20 protein-coding genes are annotated in these 16,275 nt (G+C 58.3%); 8 read left to right on the top strand and 12 right to left on the bottom strand.

Features of this window, described 5'->3' with window-relative positions; translation table 11 throughout:
* Window positions 1-13: 13 nt before the first annotated feature.
* The 4 genes from WFP06_RS03575 (at window position 14) to WFP06_RS03560 (ending at window position 3,422) form a co-directional block, all read left to right on the top strand.
* Complete coding sequence (locus WFP06_RS03575) at window positions 14-937, top strand: NAD(P)-dependent oxidoreductase (protein ID WP_336985872.1); 924 nt, start codon at window positions 14-16, stop codon at window positions 935-937.
* A gap of 23 nt (window positions 938-960) precedes the next feature.
* Window positions 961-2,622 carry an amidohydrolase gene (locus WFP06_RS03570; RefSeq protein WP_336985871.1) on the top strand — a complete coding sequence of 554 codons (1,662 nt, stop codon included), beginning with the start codon at window positions 961-963 and terminating at the stop codon, window positions 2,620-2,622.
* A gap of 166 nt (window positions 2,623-2,788) precedes the next feature.
* Window positions 2,789-3,016 (top strand): hypothetical protein, encoded by a 228-nt coding sequence (locus WFP06_RS03565; RefSeq protein ID WP_336985870.1) that lies wholly within the window; start codon window positions 2,789-2,791, stop codon window positions 3,014-3,016.
* 181 nt (window positions 3,017-3,197) lie between these two features.
* Entirely contained in the window at window positions 3,198-3,422 is a 225-nt protein-coding gene (locus WFP06_RS03560) for a hypothetical protein (protein WP_336985869.1), read from the top strand.
* Between the two features lie 111 nt (window positions 3,423-3,533).
* Here the strand turns inward: WFP06_RS03560 and tatC are convergent, their stop codons facing one another.
* The 9 genes from tatC to WFP06_RS03515 all read right to left on the bottom strand — a co-directional run bounded on the left by tatC (window position 3,534) and on the right by WFP06_RS03515 (window position 10,825).
* Entirely contained in the window at window positions 3,534-4,334 is an 801-nt protein-coding gene (tatC, locus tag WFP06_RS03555) for a twin-arginine translocase subunit TatC (protein ID WP_336985868.1), read from the bottom strand.
* 18 nt (window positions 4,335-4,352) lie between these two features.
* The gene (gene tatB, locus WFP06_RS03550; RefSeq protein WP_336985867.1) at window positions 4,353-4,769 is read right to left on the bottom strand and encodes a Sec-independent protein translocase protein TatB; all 417 of its coding nucleotides are present in this window, start codon (window positions 4,767-4,769) and stop codon (window positions 4,353-4,355) included.
* 23 nt (window positions 4,770-4,792) lie between these two features.
* A complete protein-coding gene (gene tatA, locus WFP06_RS03545; protein ID WP_336985866.1) occupies window positions 4,793-5,026 on the bottom strand; it encodes a twin-arginine translocase TatA/TatE family subunit in 234 nt (77 codons plus the stop codon).
* A 74-nt stretch (window positions 5,027-5,100) separates the two neighbouring features.
* Window positions 5,101-5,733 (bottom strand): SMC-Scp complex subunit ScpB, encoded by a 633-nt coding sequence (gene scpB / locus WFP06_RS03540; protein ID WP_336985865.1) that lies wholly within the window; start codon window positions 5,731-5,733, stop codon window positions 5,101-5,103.
* Window positions 5,730-6,533 (bottom strand): segregation and condensation protein A, encoded by an 804-nt coding sequence (locus tag WFP06_RS03535; protein ID WP_336985864.1) that lies wholly within the window; start codon window positions 6,531-6,533, stop codon window positions 5,730-5,732. Before WFP06_RS03535 ends, scpB begins: the two co-directional genes overlap by 4 nt.
* Window positions 6,530-7,546, bottom strand: coding sequence for a beta-N-acetylhexosaminidase (gene nagZ / locus WFP06_RS03530; protein ID WP_336987616.1), 1,017 nt, complete (start codon window positions 7,544-7,546; stop codon window positions 6,530-6,532). Before nagZ ends, WFP06_RS03535 begins: the two co-directional genes overlap by 4 nt.
* Before the next feature lie 66 nt (window positions 7,547-7,612).
* Window positions 7,613-8,386: an SPOR domain-containing protein gene (locus tag WFP06_RS03525; protein ID WP_336985863.1), complete on the bottom strand. Its 774-nt coding sequence runs from the start codon at window positions 8,384-8,386 to the stop codon at window positions 7,613-7,615.
* Between the two features lie 2 nt (window positions 8,387-8,388).
* Entirely contained in the window at window positions 8,389-10,137 is a 1,749-nt protein-coding gene (argS, locus tag WFP06_RS03520; protein WP_336985862.1) for an arginine--tRNA ligase, read from the bottom strand.
* Window positions 10,138-10,177: 40 nt separating this feature from the next.
* Entirely contained in the window at window positions 10,178-10,825 is a 648-nt protein-coding gene (locus WFP06_RS03515) for a hypothetical protein (protein WP_336985861.1), read from the bottom strand.
* 76 nt (window positions 10,826-10,901) lie between these two features.
* Between WFP06_RS03515 and ispH the strand changes: the two genes are divergently transcribed.
* From ispH to rnhA, 3 genes are read left to right on the top strand one after another with little or no spacing between them, the layout of a single operon-like run.
* Window positions 10,902-11,876 (top strand): 4-hydroxy-3-methylbut-2-enyl diphosphate reductase, encoded by a 975-nt coding sequence (ispH, locus tag WFP06_RS03510; RefSeq protein ID WP_336985860.1) that lies wholly within the window; start codon window positions 10,902-10,904, stop codon window positions 11,874-11,876.
* Between the two features lie 9 nt (window positions 11,877-11,885).
* Window positions 11,886-12,842 (top strand): homoserine kinase, encoded by a 957-nt coding sequence (locus WFP06_RS03505; RefSeq protein ID WP_336985859.1) that lies wholly within the window; start codon window positions 11,886-11,888, stop codon window positions 12,840-12,842.
* A gap of 1 nt (window position 12,843) precedes the next feature.
* Window positions 12,844-13,299: a ribonuclease HI gene (gene rnhA / locus WFP06_RS03500; protein ID WP_336985858.1), complete on the top strand. Its 456-nt coding sequence runs from the start codon at window positions 12,844-12,846 to the stop codon at window positions 13,297-13,299.
* 2 nt (window positions 13,300-13,301) lie between these two features.
* Here rnhA and WFP06_RS03495 read toward each other — a convergent pair whose 3' ends face one another.
* From WFP06_RS03495 to WFP06_RS03485, 3 genes are all read right to left on the bottom strand, one after another.
* A complete protein-coding gene (locus tag WFP06_RS03495; protein ID WP_336985857.1) occupies window positions 13,302-13,478 on the bottom strand; it encodes a YegP family protein in 177 nt (58 codons plus the stop codon).
* 67 nt (window positions 13,479-13,545) lie between these two features.
* Complete coding sequence (locus WFP06_RS03490) at window positions 13,546-14,646, bottom strand: NAD(P)/FAD-dependent oxidoreductase (protein ID WP_336985856.1); 1,101 nt, start codon at window positions 14,644-14,646, stop codon at window positions 13,546-13,548.
* 3 nt (window positions 14,647-14,649) lie between these two features.
* Window positions 14,650-15,549, bottom strand: coding sequence for an alpha/beta hydrolase (locus WFP06_RS03485; RefSeq protein WP_336985855.1), 900 nt, complete (start codon window positions 15,547-15,549; stop codon window positions 14,650-14,652).
* Between the two features lie 151 nt (window positions 15,550-15,700).
* Here WFP06_RS03485 and WFP06_RS03480 point away from each other — a divergent pair, with 151 nt between their 5' ends.
* Window positions 15,701-16,195, top strand: coding sequence for an A24 family peptidase (locus WFP06_RS03480; protein ID WP_336985854.1), 495 nt, complete (start codon window positions 15,701-15,703; stop codon window positions 16,193-16,195).
* Window positions 16,196-16,275 lie beyond the last annotated feature (80 nt).

Below are 16,275 nucleotides of genomic sequence, written 5' to 3'. Positions count from 1 at the left end.
GCTTTGGCCCGAATTGGCCCTAACCAAGCAATCTATGTCCAAATCTGACAAGATCGCCTTCCTGGGGCTTGGCGTAATGGGCGCCCCGATGGCCGGTCATCTGGTTCGCGCCGGCTATCAGGTGACGGCTTACAACCGGACAGCGGAGCGTGCCCAACAATGGCTGGCGAAAATGTCGAGCGATGGGCTGACCGCGTCGATTGCCGCGGCACCGGCATCGGCGGCCCGAAACGCCGATATCGTTATCAGCTGTGTCGGTAACGATCAGGATGCCGAACAGGTATTGCTGGCTGATCGCGGGGCTTTGTCTGCCATGCACGAAGGCGCGCTGATCATCGATCACACGACCGTATCTGCCGATATGGCGCGTAGGGTTGAACTCGAGGCTGACCGCCGCGGAATCGGTGCGATAGACGCGCCCGTGTCAGGCGGACAGGCCGGGGCGGAGGCTGGGAAGCTGGCTATCATGTGCGGCGGAAGCGCCAAAGCCATGGCCAGAGCGCAGCCGGTCATGGCGGCTTACGGCGCGCGCATCGTGCACGTTGGCAGTGCGGGCGCCGGCCAGACGGCGAAGATGGCCAATCAAATGTGCATTGCCGGCGTTCTGGGCGGCTTGAGCGAAGCGATCCGATTATCGCAAGCGGCTGGTCTGGACACCGACAAGGTTTTCGAGGCCATTTCAGGCGGCGCCGCGCAAAGCTGGCAAATGGAAAATCGCTGGCCGACAATGGTTGATGACAAGTTCGATTTCGGCTTTGCTATCGACTGGATGCGCAAGGATTTGAAATATGCGCTGGCAGAGGCTGACAGGCTGGGGCTCGAAAGCCCTGTTACGCAGATGGTCGATAGCTTTTACGCCGAGTTGCAGAGAGCCGGCAGTGGACGGCAAGATACCAGCGCGCTGATCAAACGACTGCCAAAAGGGGAAACTATTTGAGACATTTCGGTATTAAAGTAGCCTTGGCCATATCGGCAGCGGCAATAACCGCGCCCGCTATCGCCGATACGCATATCGACAATATCCAGGGTATCACGATTGACGAAAATGGCGAGATCGATCGTTTTACAGGTCTGGTCCTCGATGATGATGGCCGCATCAAACAGGTTCTGCATGGGCGCGAGAAAGCGCCTGACAAGGTAGATTTCCGGCTGGATGGCGGCGGAAAAGTAATGCTGCCGGGCATGATCGATGCTCATGCGCATATTATGGGCATCGGGTTTGGCGCGATGGCACTTGATCTTTCGGGGACCCGATCGCTCGCGGAAGCGCAGGCGATGATCGGCGAATATGCGGCAGCCAATCCGAACCTGCCCTGGATTGTCGGCAATGGCTGGAATCAGGAAGTCTGGGGCCTTGGCCGGTTCCCGACAGCCGCAGAACTTGACGGCATTGTTTCTGACCGGCCGGTATGGCTGCGCCGGGTGGATGGACATGCCGGCTGGGCCAATACTTTGGCCTTGCAGGCAGGCGGTGTCGTTGCCGCAACCAAAGACCCTGCTGGCGGGCGAATCGAACGCCTTGCCGGATCGCAGGCGCCCTCCGGAGTGTTGGTTGACGAGGCTATGGGGCTGGTCGCGAGCAAGCAACCTGCACGCCGGCCTGAAGATTATGACTTAGCGCTGGGCAAAGCGCAGGAACTGTTGCTGAAAAATGGCGTCACGGCGATGTCCGACATGGGAACAGACATATTTGACTGGCAGGCATTCCGCCGTGCGGGTGACCTTGGCGGTTTGCGCGTGCGGATAATGTCCTATGCGGCGGGCACCGATCAAATGACACTGATCGGCGGCCCCGGCCCGACACCATGGCTCTATGGCGACCGGCTGCGGCTCAATGGAGTAAAACTGTATGTCGATGGCGCGCTGGGTTCACGCGGCGCGGCATTGAAAGCGGACTATGCCGACGCACCCGGACAGCGCGGGCTGGCCGTTACGGGTCCGGTGCAACTGCGCAACATGATGAGCCGCGCCGCGCTCGATAAATTCCAGGTGGCAGTCCACGCAATTGGTGATGCGGCCAATGCCGACCTGCTGAATGCTATCGAAGAAATGTCGGAAACATATAACGGCGACCGGCGGTGGCGGATCGAACACGCGCAGATCGTCGATCCGGCTGACATCGCCAGGTTCGGCAAGTTTGGCATCATCGCATCGATGCAGCCGGTTCACCAAACCTCTGACAGGACGATGGCAGAAGCGCGGCTTGATCCGCAGCGGCTGGTGGGTGCCTATGCCTGGCGGAGCATCAGTGACGCGGGTGCAAGGCTGGCCTTTGGCACTGACGCACCTGTCGAACAGCTTGATCCATTCGCAGGTCTGGCAGCGGCGGCGACCCGGACGGACGCCGATGGCCAGCCATATGGCGGATGGTATCCGCAAGAAGCTGTATCGCGCGAAGCGGCCTTGGAAGCCTATACGGCGGGGGCCGCTTTTGCAGGCTTTGCCGAGGGGCGTTTCGGGCGGCTTGTGGTGGGCGAGTGGGCCGATTTTATATTTGTGGACCGCGATCCGCTGATGGTGTCACCCGCTGATCTGCGCGAGACGAGGGTGCTTGAAACCTGGATCGCCGGACGCAAGGAATTTTCGCATTTATCGGAACATTTGAACCTCGATGCCCGTTAAGGCGACACGGTTATGGATTGTGGGCCTCACCGGCTGTGCAATTTAACCTGTCCGTAACTAAAGCGACTTAATTGCCTGCAATGAAGCTACCAGAAGTTATGCTTTGAAAAAACCTTGCCGGTTTGCGTACAGACAACTCGCAACTTGGCGGCACTGGAGAAGAATTATGATGTTTTCTAAATTCACTGCATCGATCGCTGCACTTGGCCTTGCAGCTTTGCCGGCAGTCGCACAAGCTGCAGACGCACAACGTGCAGCAGCCCCGGTAAGTGCCGCCAGCGAAATGGGGGGTAATAACAACAACCTCCTGCTACTGGCCCTGGCGGTTGCCGCGATTGCCGCCGGAATTTTCATTATCGCCGACGATGACGATGATGAGCCTGCCAGCGCCTGATTGATTTGAAAGAATTGCGCTGAAGCGAAATCCTACTGTTGTTAATGGGATACGCTTCTGCGGTGTTCGATTTTTTCCCCTGAATTGAGCGCGATGCCAGCACTTTAGGGGTTGAAACGATCGGCTCCTTCGCATATTGCACTCCCAAGTTTTTGAAGCGTTGTCCTAATAGGAGACAAAAATGACTATTCGTAACATGGCTGCAGCAGCTGCTGCACTCAGCTTGATTGCTACACCAGTAGTGGCTCAGGCTGCTAACTCAGATCGTACTTCGGCACCGGCTGCTGAAAAGAGCAACCTCGAAGGCGGCAGCGGAATTATCCTCGCCGTTCTCGCTGCTGCAGCGATTATCGCCGGCATCATCGTCGCCGCCGGTAACGATGACGATACGCCTGTCAGCACATAATCGCTTTTTGACAGATTGAATTGGAAAGCGGGGCCAAATGGCCCCGTTTTTTTGTCTGCAGCAAATCCCGTTTGAAAGCATGGCGCGTACATCGCTTGCCAGCACACCTTGTTAAAGCGTTTCGTCGCCTTCAACGCCGGACTGCACGGCGGATTTCGCTTTCTTGCGATCGCTGAACCACATCAGCGCAAGCGAACCTTCGAACAGCAACATGATCGGTATCGCGAGCATGACTTGCGAAATCACGTCAGGCGGGGTGATAATGGCCGCCACGGCAACAATGGCGACTATGATATATCGCCGCGCAGCCAGCAATTGACTGCGCGTCACGATCCCCGCGCGGTTGAGCAGGAGCAGCAGAACGGGAAGCAGGAAACTGATTCCAAACGCCAAAATGAACTGCATGACTAGCGACAGATAATCACCCGTGGCCGGCAGCGCCTCCATATTGAGCCCGCCGCGGTCGCCTTCAAACCCCAGAAACCACCGGAATGCAGTGGGCATCACAACAAAATACGCCAATGAAGCGCCGAGCGTGAAAAGGATCGGAGTGGCGATCAGGAAAGGCAGGAAAGCCTTTTTTTCCTTTGCATACATACCCGGGGCGACGAACGCCCAAAGCTGGTTTGCGATGATCGGGAAGCTCAGAAAAAAACCGGCAAATAATGCCACCTTGACCTCCACGAAGAACGCTTCGTAGAGCTTGGTATAGACCAACCGCCCCTCCCCTTGCGGGAATGCAGCGGTCAGCGGTCTGACAAGATATCCGAAGATCTCGTCAGCAAAATACAGGCACACGCCAAAGGCAACGAGCAGAGCCAGCACAGCCCGCACCAGCCGCCCGCGCAATTCGATCAGGTGATCGAGCAACGGCGCCTGACTGTCATCTATATCCTTGATGCTGAATGCCATGATTTATTGCCCGGCCCCCTAGTCCGGCTTGCCGAAAGGAAGCGGCGGTTCATCGGCATTTCCGGCGCGCGACTGGCGATCGTCACTTTCATGCAGGTCTGCCTGACCATCTTCTTGCGGGACAACTGCTCCTTCGGCACCGGTGCTGGCGGAGGGTTCGGGATCCCAGACGTCGTCAGGCAAAGGTCCCATTTCGCCCGCCGGTGTTTGCGCCATTATCTTGGCGTTGCGTTCTTTCCACTTTTGCTCGTGCTCTTCCATTTCCGCCTCGCGGATCATGGTATCGATGCCGGCGCGAAAGTGTCCGGAAACCCGGCGTATCTTGCCCATCCACTTGCCTGCAGTTCGCAGGGCGAGAGGCATATCTTTTGGCCCGATCACCAGCACCGCGACCACCACCAGCAGCAATAATTCGGAGGCACCGATATCAAACATGGCGCGGTGCGGCTCTTGGTTCGTCAGTCAGTGCGATGGGTGCTTTTGGTATCGTTCTTTGCGCTCGCGGGGGGTGCCGGACCTTCCAGACGGGCCGCGGGATCGACAGGCTTTTCATCGGCCTCTTCAGCCATCCCGCTTTTGAAGCTCTTGATACCTTTACCGAATTCACCCATCATTTCCGAAATCTTGCCGCGACCGAACAAGACCAGAATAACAACGGCGACGATCAGCAATTGCCAGACACTCAGTCCCATGGCTCAATTCTCTTTCACTAGAGTTCTATCGCAATATAGGTGGTTCGCGTGATCATTGCCAGCGAACTGCGATTTCAGATGTTGTTTTCTTTTGCCGCGCCTGTCTGGCCAACCTGTGCGTCAGCCTCCACACCCGAAAATTCGCTGTCGTCTGCTCCAATCATATCGTCATAGGCATTATCGACAGGATCCAGCAATCCGGCAGCTTTCAATTCTTCGATACCGGGCAAATCACGCCGTGATTGAAGTCCGAAATGATCGAGAAATTCCGGTGTAGTGGCATAGACGACGGGTCTTCCGGGAACTTCGCGGCGTCCGGCGACACGCACCCAGCCAGCCTCAAGCAGAATATCCAGCGTGCCTTTTGCCGTTTGCACACCGCGGATGGATTCGATTTCGGCGCGGCTGACCGGTTCGTGATACGCGATAATTGCCAGCACTTCGGTTCCGGCGCGTGACAATCGGCGGACCTGATCCTGTTCGCGCCGCAACAGATGTGCAAGATCGCTGGCCGTTTCAAAATGCCAGCGTTTGCCGCGTTCAACCAGGTTGATACCGCGCTGCGAATACGTATCGGCCAACTTTGCCAGCGCCCCGCGAACCGCGCTGGCGTCGGCATCGCCCAGGTGCCTCGCGAGCGTGTCCACCGCCATTGGCTCGCTGGATGCAAACAAGGTGGCTTCGACGGCTCGTTCAAGCTCGTTCATGCGGGTATCCGCCGCAGCCTGAGCTCGCCAAAAATAGTGTCTTGAGCAAGCTCTGCCTTGCCGGTCCGGGCAAGTTCCAAAGCCGCGACAAAGCTGGATGCCAGTGCCGATTTACGCAGACCGGGTGCGGCATGGGGCGGCAAGAATTCTACGATGTTCATCCAGTCCAGCGTAACGCCGAGCATTGCGGACACTCTTTCCAAAGCGCTGTCCAACGTCATGACCGGCCGTTCGCGGACCATGTGTATGGCCGGCGCCGTGCGCGCATTGACCTGGCTGTAAGCCTGTATCACGTCGAACCATTCGCATTGCCACAAGTGTTTGCGATCGATTCGCAGCCCTTCGGGTGCGCCGCGCACGAACACGTCCCGCCCCTGACGGTTGCGGCCCATCAGACGTGCTGCCGCCTCGCGCATCGCGCCCAATCTGGCGAGCCGTAGCTGGAGGCGCAGGGCAAGCTCTTCCGGGCCCGGTTGTTCTTGTTCGTCCCTTGGCAAAAGCAGCGACGATTTAAGGAACGCGAGCCACGCCGCCATCACCAGATAATCGGCAGCAAGCTCCAGCTTCAACGCGCCGGCACGGTCGATATATACGAGATATTGATCGACCAGCTCCAATATCGAAATTGACCGCAAATCGACTTTTTGTCGCCGCGCGAGATCGAGCAGCAGATCAAGCGGCCCTTCCCAACCGTCAAGCTCGAGATAAAGCGAGGTGCTTTCGCTTTCTGCTTTCGCCGGACCTGCCCAGCCGGAATTGTCTCCCCCCCCCTTCGCGAACAGGAGCCCCGTGTCGGTCAAGCTGACACTCCAGCGGCCGCCAGCAGCGCATCGCGCTTGGCCAACAATTCGCCAATGTCGCTAGGCTCCGCCGCTGACACACTGTTCATCGCGGCATCCAGGCGTTCGCGCGCGCGCGCGCTGATTTGCGGACAGCTGCGTACGATGCCTTCCATGTCCGCTATCTTAGCCCAGCAATTGAGGACGATGTCGCAGCCTGCCGCGAGCGCGAGAACAGCGCGTTCCGGCACTGTCCCGTTTAACGCCTGCATGTCGATATCGTCGGTCAGCAGCAAGCCATCGAATCCGATCTTCCCGCGAATTATCTCGTCAATGACAAAGGGTGACAGGGTTGCGGGATTATCGGCGTCCCACGCCGTGTAGCGGATATGCGCGCTCATCCCGATTGCCGCACCTGACAATGCCCGGAATGGTTCGATGTCGGCTTCCAGATCCGCTGCACTGGCGTCAACCACTGGCAAATCATAATGGCTATCGGCAGTCGCGCGTCCGTGCCCGGGCATATGTTTGAGACATCCGATTACCCCGGATCTGGCTAAACCGTCGAGCACTGCGCGCCCCAAGGCGGCGACCTGCATGGGCGTGCTGCCCAGAGCCCGGTCGCCAATTGCAGCGTCCGTTTCCGGGCGGCGCACGTCAAAAGGGGCATGGTAATCGACGGTGATGCCCGCTTCTGCCAGTTCAAGGCCCATGGCTTCCGAATTCACTCGCGCCGCTTCGATCGCGGAAGCGGGTGCAATTTGGTATAAGTTATCGAATATTTCGCCGGCGGGAAATTGCGACCATTCGGGAGGCCGCATCCGCGCTACCCTGCCACCTTCCTGATCGATCGATATCAATAATCTGTCGCAGCCATGCAAGTTGCGCAGCGAATCCGTCAATGCGCGCAATTGCTCGCGCGTTTCGCAGTTGCGGCCAAACAAAATGTAGCCGGCTGGCCGGGCGTCACGGAAGAAGTCCCGCTCGTCCGCGGACAGGGCCGGTCCGGCAATTCCGAATATCGCTGGCGTCATATCCAGCTTAAATCGCAGCATTGCGGGGGGTTCGCAAGGCGCGCGCGCCCCGCATATGTGCAAAAATCAGTTCTTCTTGACTGTACAGGGAAGACCATCCGATTTCAGACCCGCGCAAATGCGATCAGCCGCAGCCTTGTTGCCGGCGACAACCTGCACGCGGAACACTTTGCCAATATCGGACTGGCCTTCCACGATCTGATATTTCTGGCCTTTAAGGGTGTCGGTCCGGCCGGTCAGATCCGTCCAGCCCCTTTCAGCTGCCGCCTTTGTGGACAATGCGGCGACCTGCACGACATAGCCGCCGCTTGTTGCCGCGGGGGAAGGCTTGGCACCCGCTGTGCCCGCCGAAGCGCCGGTGTTGCCAGGAGTGGCCGCATCGATGCTGGGCTTTGCCACAGCCTTTTCGGCCAGGCGGCCCTCGCGCGTCTGACCCTCGCCGCGGGCGAAACTGCTATCGCCGGTTCCCTCGAACTGTTTGCCGCCGGGATTGTCAGGCTTTTCCTTATAATCACCTTCAGGGGCCGCGATGGTGCTGCCGTCTGCGGGTATATCCGATGCCTGCTGGCGGTTACTGGCCCACCAGATCCCCCAAATCAGCAGCGCCAGCGCCGCCAGTCCAAGAGCGGTGAACGCAACCATCCGGCCCGCGCCGACACCGTCATTTTCATCTTCGTAATCGGACGATTCCAGCCACGGCAGACTTTCGTCTTCCTCCGCGAGGTTCAACTGGTCTGCCCCCGGGTCCGGATCCGTTTCAAATTCTTCGACGTAGTCTTCCGTATCCGGTTCAACCGGATTACCGTTCTCGTCGATTTCGCGCGGATCCATCGCCATCATACTCAAAGCTCCTCGACCGCCTCCACGCCCATCAGCGCGAGACCATTGCGGATAACCTGCCCGATTTGCGACGCGAGGAAAAGCCTTCCACCCGTAAGCGCGGGATTATGTGCCAGAATGAACCGTTTTTCAGGGTCGTCATTCCCGGCGTTCCAGTACGTATGAAGCGCGCCTGCCAGTTCATAGAGAAAGAACGCGATCCGGTGCGGTTCGCGGGCCGCGGCGGCGGCTTCGACGATCCGCGGGAACTGGGCCGCCTGGTGCACCATCGCCAATTCCGCGCTGCCGAGTAAATCGACACCGTCTGCATCAGGCTTCAGCCCTTCTGCTGCCGCCTTTCGCAAGGTCGATGAAATGCGCGCGTGGGCGTATTGGACATAGAATACGGGGTTATCCTTGGAGGTTTCGACGACTTTGGCGAAATCAAATTCCATCTGCGCTTCAGGCTTGCGCGTCAGCATGGTGAAGCGCACGACATCTTTACCGACTTCTTCGACAGTTTCGGCCAAAGTGACGAAATTGCCCGAGCGTTTGGACATTTTGAGCGGTTCGCCGTCACGCATCAACTGGACCATCTGGACCAGCTTCACATCGAACGGGATCGACTTGCCTTCACCTTGTGCAAGCGCGGCAACTGCAGCTTTGATACGCTTCACCGTGCCGGCATGATCGGCTCCCCAGATGTCGATCAGTGCATCCGCTGTCTCGGCCTTCTGCATATGATATGCGAGATCGGCGCCGAAATACGTCCACTTGCCGTCGCTCTTTTTGATCGGGCGATCCTGATCGTCACCGAATTTGGTCGAACGGAACAGCGGCAACTCCACAGGTTCCCAGTCTTCTGGCGGCGTCTTGCCTTTGGGCGCTTCGAGCACGCCGTCATAGACAAGATCGTGCTGCCGGAGCCAGGCCTCTGCGGCTTCGGGCTTGCCAGCCGCTTGCAACGCTGCCTCTGACGAAAACACATCGTGATGGATGCCGAGCAGAGCGAGATCGGACTTGATCATCGTCATCATCGCATCGACTGAATGGGCGCGGAAAATGGGCAGCCAGTCGGGTTCTGCCTCATCCTTGAACCGGTCGCCGAATTCACTCGCAAGCGATTGCCCGACGCTGACCAGATACTCGCCCGGATAAAGCCCTTCGGGTATGGCGCCAATATCGTCGCCCAACGCTTCGCGGTACCTCAAATGGGCCGACCGCGCGAGCACATCGACCTGACCGCCTGCGTCATTGACGTAATATTCGCGGATGACCTTGTGCCCGGCATATTCTAACAGGCTGGCTAACGCATCACCGACCACGGCACCGCGGCAATGCCCCATGTGCATCGGGCCGGTGGGGTTGGTCGATACATATTCGACATTGACCGTGGAACCGCCGCCAATAGCCGAACGGCCATAATCGGAACCCTGCGCCGCGATGACACGGATTTCATCGCGCCATGCACTTTCGGCAAGGCGCATATTGATGAACCCGGGGCCAGCAATTTCGGCGCTTTCAATGGTCGGTATTTTGCAAAGCTCGGCCACCAGCGCTTCAGCCAGTGCGCGCGGATTGCTCTTTGCCGGTTTGGCCAGAACCATCGCGGCGTTGGTGGACAAATCGCCATGCGAGGGGTCACGCGGCGGTTCTACAGCAACATTGGTCCGCATTGTCGCGGCGGGCAGGATTCCGGCCGCCTCAAGCCGGTCGAGCGCATCGTTGACGTGAACCGCAAAAGCGGCGTGCAAGGGAAGATTTTCAGACATGGCGCGCGCCTACCCTCTTTGCGCCAGCTAGAAAAGCGCCTTACCGCGTAACGTTGTAGGCGAATTGCTGTTCGTTAAGCTGGAAACCGACCAAAACTTCGAACGTTGCCCGCGAAAGTGCGGCCCGCACTTCCGGTTTGGACAAGGGATCCAGCGCGGCATCCTCATCTCCGGCCTCGCGCTTGCGCGTGATTTCGCGGCGGATCTCGTCAGGCAGGGTGGATGCTTCACGGTCAACGAAAGCGCCAGCGGTTCCGCTGCCCTGTGCGCGTTCCTGGCCATCGGCAAAGTCGATTACCACGGTTCCGATGCGTTTGCTGACAACCGCCGTGTTGCCGCGCAGTACGGTGGAGAAGAACGGCAGTTCGACCCGGCGGGCGCCGCGGGTGTCGGTCCGCCGCGCAAGCACGTCGAATGTCGCATTGGTGTAAATCTTGGCACCGGTATCGTCGCAGGTGCTGCGAACATTGGTCAATGCCGCACTGACATCGATCGCGGCGGCAGTCGTATCGCCGCCGCGGAAAGTCGTGATATCGCCCGTATAGTCGGGAACGCCGACAGCCGGACAAACCGTGCGGAGCGCCGTAATCCCGACCCCTTCATCAACGACAATGTCGCCGGAGCCACTGCAAGCGGCCAACATCGTGACCAGTGCCATTGAAGAGGCAATACGGAGGGGAGCATTCATGGGGTAGGTCCTCGACTTGAAACTGCTTGGCGCGAAGCCCTAGCTTGGCCCGCAGCAAAGCGCTAGAGGCACGGTTATGAACGCCCCCTTGCAAGACACGAATCGCGGCACGCAAAAGCCCGCTATCACTCTACTGATCGCCGCTCCTCGCGGTTTTTGTGCCGGCGTGGACCGGGCGATCGAGATAGTCGAGCGATCGCTGGAGCTCTACGGGGCGCCGGTGTATGTGCGGCACGAGATTGTGCACAACAAATATGTCGTGGATGGTCTGCGCGAAAAGGGGGCGATCTTCGTCGAGGAACTGGACGAGGTTCCGGATGACGCGCATGTCGTTTTCAGCGCGCACGGCGTGCCCAAATCCGTTCCTGACGAGGCGCAGCGGCGCGGGCTTGAATACCTTGACGCCACTTGTCCGCTGGTAAGCAAGGTACACCGGCAGGCGGAGCGCCAGATCGAAGCCAACCGGCACATCATTTTTATCGGCCACAAGGGGCATCCCGAAGTCATCGGCACATTCGGGCAAGTGCCCGACGGCGCAATGACGCTGGTGGAAACCGAAGAAGACGTCTCCACGCTCGCCTTTACACAGGACGATGCGTTGGCATTTCTGACGCAGACAACGCTCTCGGTCGATGATACCGGGCGGATCGTCGAAGCTCTCAAACAACGCTACCCGCAGATTGTCGGTCCCAAAGCGGAAGATATTTGCTACGCGACCTCGAACCGGCAAGCAGCCGTGAAGGACATTGCGCCAAGCTGCGATCTGGTATTGGTGATCGGCGCAACCAACTCATCCAATTCTGTGCGGCTGGTCGAGGTTGCCGAACGTTGCGGCACACCTGCAAAACTGGTGCAAAGAGGCGCTGATGTCGATCCTGCGTGGCTTGAAGGTGTCGGCACGGTCGGTTTGACCGCAGGGGCATCCGCGCCCGAGACACTGGTGCGCGAAGTTGTTGACCGGTTGGCTGAATTCCGGACGGTCAACGAGCGCACGTTAGTGACCACAGAGGAAAAAATGGTTTTTAAACTGCCTCGCCAGCTCGTCGATTGAAGCCCGCTCTTGGCGGTTTATACCCATCTTGGTGCCGTGGAACTGGCCAAACTGATTGCTCATTACGACGTCGGTACGCTGCGCTCGGCCAAGGGAATTGCCGAAGGCGTATCGAATAGCAACTGGCTGATCGAAACCGGTTCGGGCCGGTATATACTGACGATGTACGAACGCCGCATCGATCTGCATGATTTGCCGTTCTTTCTCGGCCTGCTCGATCACCTCGCCGAAGCAAATTGCCCGGTTCCGCGGACAATTCACGACCGTGAAGGTTCAGCATCCCGCCTTGTCGGCGGGAAAGCGGTTGCGCTGATCGAGTTTTTGCCGGGAATTTCCCCTGATCAGCCAAACCCTTCGCAAGCGCGCGCTGTCGGCTGCGCATTGGCGCAAATGCACATCGCGGCAGCGGATTTCGGGCAGTCGCGCAGCAATTCATTGGGACCTGCCGAATGGGTGACGACGCTGGAAAACTGCGGCGCGGAAAAGCTGGCTGGCATCGATGCGCTGTTGCCCGACATGATTGGGAAAGCGCGCGATGTGCAGGCCCGCTGGCCCGGCGCCCTGCCCCAAACCATCATCCATTCCGATCTGTTTCCGGACAATGTGCTGATGCTGGACGACGAGGTTTCGGGAATCATCGATTTTTACTTCGCCTGTACCGGCGCTGCAGCTTACGATCTTGCGGTTACCCATGCTGCATGGTGTTTTGGCAGGGATGGTACGCAATTCGATCCCGATGTCTCGAAAGCCATGATTGCCGGGTACGAATCCGTCCGCACCTTAACTGCCGAGGAACACCAAAGCTTGCCATTGCTGGCGCAGGGGGCCTGTTTGAGATTTATTGCTTCGCGTAGCAGTGACTGGCTCGAAATCCCGGACGATGCCATGGTGTCGCGCAAGGATCCGATGGAATTCGTGCACCGGTTATCGCAATATTCGCAATTGGGATCTAAAGCGTTCGCCTGATATGAAACATGTGGAAATATATACGGACGGTTCCTGCAAGGGAAATCCAGGGCCCGGAGGCTGGGGCGCGATCTTGCGCATGGGCCGCCACGAAAAAGAATTATCGGGCGGCGATCCGGAGACAACCAACAACCGGATGGAATTGTTGGCGGCCGTAGCGGCGTTGAATGCGCTGATCGAGCCATGCAGGGTCGATCTCTATTCCGACAGCAAATATGTCCTCGACGGGATGACCCGCTGGGTCGTTGGCTGGCAGAAACGCGGCTGGAAGACTGCTGCGAAAAAACCGGTTCGCAATACGGATTTATGGCACGACCTGATCGAAGCGGCTGCGCGGCACGAGATAGAATGGCACTGGGTCAAAGGACATAACGGCCACCCCGAAAATGAACGAGCAGATATTCTGGCCAGCGATGCGGCGGACGAGGCAGCGCGCGTCGCTGCCGAAGATGAATAGTGCTAGCTTTCGTCTGTAGTAGGCGCGTCCGGTCCGTTTTTCTTGACCGATTCAATGGCATTGATCGCGCCTGATTTGCTGGCATAGCCTTCTGTCCAGAAGACAGTTTCCGTATTGTACATGAAATAGGCCACGAATTCGCCGGCCTTGTTTTTCTTGATCTTGAAATGGTGCGCCATGGATGGTTCTCCTCATTAAATGACAGAAAGACCGTCACTGTAACAAACAGGCGGCCTCTGGCTAGAGTTACGACATGAATCGGGCAGGAGAATAGCGGGCCATATCGACACCCGAAGTTCGCCCGGTCAGTTGATCGCCCGTAAGCAATTCATATGCGCCCGCAGCAGCAGCGGGAGATGTCTGGATGCCGAAACCGCCCTGACCGGCAAACCAGAAGAACCCGCTCACATCCGGATCGAAGCCAAACACCGGCATTCTGTCTGGGGCAAAACTGCGCAACCCCGCCCATTTGCGCTCCACTGCCTCAATCCGCCAATCAACCACTTTTTCGAATTGCGCGATGGCAGTCGCAACGCCGAGCTCGCCTGCAGCAACATCACAAGGGGGTGAAGGTTCTTCATCGTGCGGCGACAACCACACGCGGCCACTTTCCGGCTTGAAATAGAACCGCCCTGAAATATCCAGCACCAGCGGCTGTGCGGGATCGGGGGCAGGATCGGTTCGCAATTGGGCCACAGTACGCAAATAAGGCGTAATTCCGACAGGTTTCACACCTGCCATCGCAGCAACCTGATCCGCCCAGGCCCCTGCTGCATTGACCAGAATACCCGCAGCAAACCGGCTGCCATCCACACAGGTCAGGTCCCATCCGCCGGTCCGTTGCGCTGCCGACACAAGCCGCGCATTGGTCTGGATTACCGCCCCGCCGCGTGTTGCGCGCGAAAGAAAATGGGCGTGTAGAGCCGCGACATCAATATCTGCGCAAGCTGGTTCCCAGATCGCATCGGTCCAGGCGGGCTTAACGCCAGGCAAAATGGCAGCCAGCCGTGCTCTATCAATACGTTCCAGCTGCGCACCGCTGTTTTCAAAGCGTGCCATGAATTCATCCAGCTTACCGGCATCCTCATCGCGCCCTGCGTAAAGCGCGCCGCGCTCGGTAAGAAAACCGCCATCGCGCAGATATTCGCCCGAAGCCAGCGTCAACGGAACGATCTCCGGTCCGCCGTAACATTCTTCCCAGAAAGCAGCCGAACGCCCCGTCGAATGGTAGCCCGGCGCGCTTTCCCCCTCGAGCACCACAAGCGAGCCCTGCCTTGCAAGTTCCGCGGCCAGAGACGATCCGGCGATCCCCGCGCCGACAATCGCGATGTCGAAATATTTGCTCATCGATCAGGCTTGGGGAGGCGCGACCCGGTCGAGAAAACGCGTTATTCCCTCCATCGCGCGAGTACGAACCGCATCGACCTCTCGTAATATTTCATGATGCGCTTCCTCGCCAAACCGCAGCACTTCGCTGTTTGGCAAACGGGCTGCGGCATCGGTGATAGCGTCAAACGCAACCAGCTTGTCGTTTGTCGTGGCGACAATCAGCACCGGAGTTTTGACCGATTCAAGCAGACCGCCGACAAACAATGCTCTGGTCGAGGCATAGGACCTTTCCACCCAGCCCCAGCTGCCCGGTCCCATAACCAGTTCAGCGCGCTCTTTCCGCCAGAACAACTCGTCAGCATAGCGATCATCGTCATGCGTCAGCAGATCCTGCCTCCCGGCTGGTACTTCACCGGGTTTTTCGCTCCATTTCCATGCCGGGGTGGTCGCTCCCTTGACCTTCGCCAAGAGACGGGATCCGCCATGCATGACCGAAAGCGGGATTTTGCCGATAAACCCGAGCATGGGTGCAGACAGCACGAGCGCGTCGGGATCGACGTATTTTTCAGCCAATCCGCGCAGAACGAGATGACCACCCATCGAATGGCCTGCTAAAACATGCGGCCCGGAACGTTCAGACTTCCACAGCTTCCAAAGTGCGCCGAGATCGCGCAGCCAGGTTTCGAAATCGTCGATATGTCCGGTCACCGGATCATCGCCAAGCCTGCCCGATCCTGCCTGGCCGCGCCAGTCAGCCGCTGTGACACGCCAACCAAGCCGTGACCATTCTTCGAGCGATTCCAGATATTTTTCGTAATTATCCCCGCGGCCAGGAAAAAATAACAACGACCCGCGCACATCTTCAGTGCGCTGCGGCCAGTCGATACGCCGGATCTGGTGCCCATCCTCGGCACGCCACATGCTTTCGCTCACGCCCTCCGGAATCGTTCTCCGGTCAATAGGGTTAGTATGAGCTTCTCCTGTTTGGCTAATACGATCCTCCTGCCGTTGGTTACTATTTGGTAAGCCATGACCTGTAGCACTGCTTTCCAAGGGACACTTGGGGGCCAAAATGCTGGTTGAATATTTCCAATACGGACTGCTTATCGCATTGGCAATTGCGCTGCTGATTGCGGCAATCACCGATATCCAGCGGCGCCAGATCGATAATTGGCTCAACCTTTCTATTGCCGTGGGCGCGCCTCTCTTCTGGTGGGCCAGCGGGTTTTCGCTTTGGCCTGAAATTGCGATGCAGCTTGGCGTTGCCGTGCTCGCCTTCGCAGTTTTTGCGACATTATTCGCATTCGGCGCCATGGGCGGCGGAGATGTCAAGCTGCTGACTGCGCTCGCACTGTGGGTTTCTCCCAGTTCATTTCTTACACTTCTGATGGTGATGGCGCTGGTGGGCGGCGTTCTGACGATTGTTATCGGCGGATACCATATCGCCCGCCGCCAGCGCGACAAGGTCGCCATCCCGTACGGTGTGGCAATCGCAGCCGGGGGCTTCTGGGTGCTTGGTTTTCACTATCTTCCCATCGCAACGGCAGGTGCCGCGACATTGGGGTGAACCCGATCTTAACCACTTTGCTCCTAGACGGAGCATCAATCCAATTTCGGCAAGGGGCCGAAGAACTTGAGGGGGCTTTA

The sequence above is a fragment of the Altererythrobacter aquiaggeris genome, from assembly GCF_037154015.1.
Classification (GTDB): domain Bacteria; phylum Pseudomonadota; class Alphaproteobacteria; order Sphingomonadales; family Sphingomonadaceae; genus Aestuarierythrobacter; species Aestuarierythrobacter aquiaggeris.
The sequence above is the reverse complement of the archived record's forward strand: the minus strand, read 5'-3'. Positions and strand labels throughout refer to the sequence as shown.

Excerpts from the sequence above, each read along its gene's own strand:
- WFP06_RS03565 (WP_336985870.1), top strand. The coding sequence starts at position 2,789 with ATGATGTTTTCTAAATTCACTGCATCGATCGCTGCACTTGGCCTTGCA.
- WFP06_RS03560 (WP_336985869.1), top strand. The coding sequence starts at position 3,198 with ATGACTATTCGTAACATGGCTGCAGCAGCTGCTGCACTCAGCTTGATT.
- tatC (WP_336985868.1), bottom strand. The coding sequence starts at position 4,334 with ATGGCATTCAGCATCAAGGATATAGATGACAGTCAGGCGCCGTTGCTC.
- tatB (WP_336985867.1), bottom strand. The coding sequence starts at position 4,769 with ATGTTTGATATCGGTGCCTCCGAATTATTGCTGCTGGTGGTGGTCGCG.
- tatA (WP_336985866.1), bottom strand. The coding sequence starts at position 5,026 with ATGGGACTGAGTGTCTGGCAATTGCTGATCGTCGCCGTTGTTATTCTG.
- scpB (WP_336985865.1), bottom strand. The coding sequence starts at position 5,733 with ATGAACGAGCTTGAACGAGCCGTCGAAGCCACCTTGTTTGCATCCAGC.
- nagZ (WP_336987616.1), bottom strand. The coding sequence starts at position 7,546 with ATGACGCCAGCGATATTCGGAATTGCCGGACCGGCCCTGTCCGCGGAC.
- WFP06_RS03525 (WP_336985863.1), bottom strand. The coding sequence starts at position 8,386 with ATGATGGCGATGGATCCGCGCGAAATCGACGAGAACGGTAATCCGGTT.
- argS (WP_336985862.1), bottom strand. The coding sequence starts at position 10,137 with ATGTCTGAAAATCTTCCCTTGCACGCCGCTTTTGCGGTTCACGTCAAC.
- WFP06_RS03515 (WP_336985861.1), bottom strand. The coding sequence starts at position 10,825 with ATGAATGCTCCCCTCCGTATTGCCTCTTCAATGGCACTGGTCACGATG.
- ispH (WP_336985860.1), top strand. The coding sequence starts at position 10,902 with ATGAACGCCCCCTTGCAAGACACGAATCGCGGCACGCAAAAGCCCGCT.
- rnhA (WP_336985858.1), top strand. The coding sequence starts at position 12,844 with ATGAAACATGTGGAAATATATACGGACGGTTCCTGCAAGGGAAATCCA.
- WFP06_RS03495 (WP_336985857.1), bottom strand. The coding sequence starts at position 13,478 with ATGGCGCACCATTTCAAGATCAAGAAAAACAAGGCCGGCGAATTCGTG.
- WFP06_RS03490 (WP_336985856.1), bottom strand. The coding sequence starts at position 14,646 with ATGAGCAAATATTTCGACATCGCGATTGTCGGCGCGGGGATCGCCGGA.
- WFP06_RS03485 (WP_336985855.1), bottom strand. The coding sequence starts at position 15,549 with ATGTGGCGTGCCGAGGATGGGCACCAGATCCGGCGTATCGACTGGCCG.
- WFP06_RS03480 (WP_336985854.1), top strand. The coding sequence starts at position 15,701 with ATGCTGGTTGAATATTTCCAATACGGACTGCTTATCGCATTGGCAATT.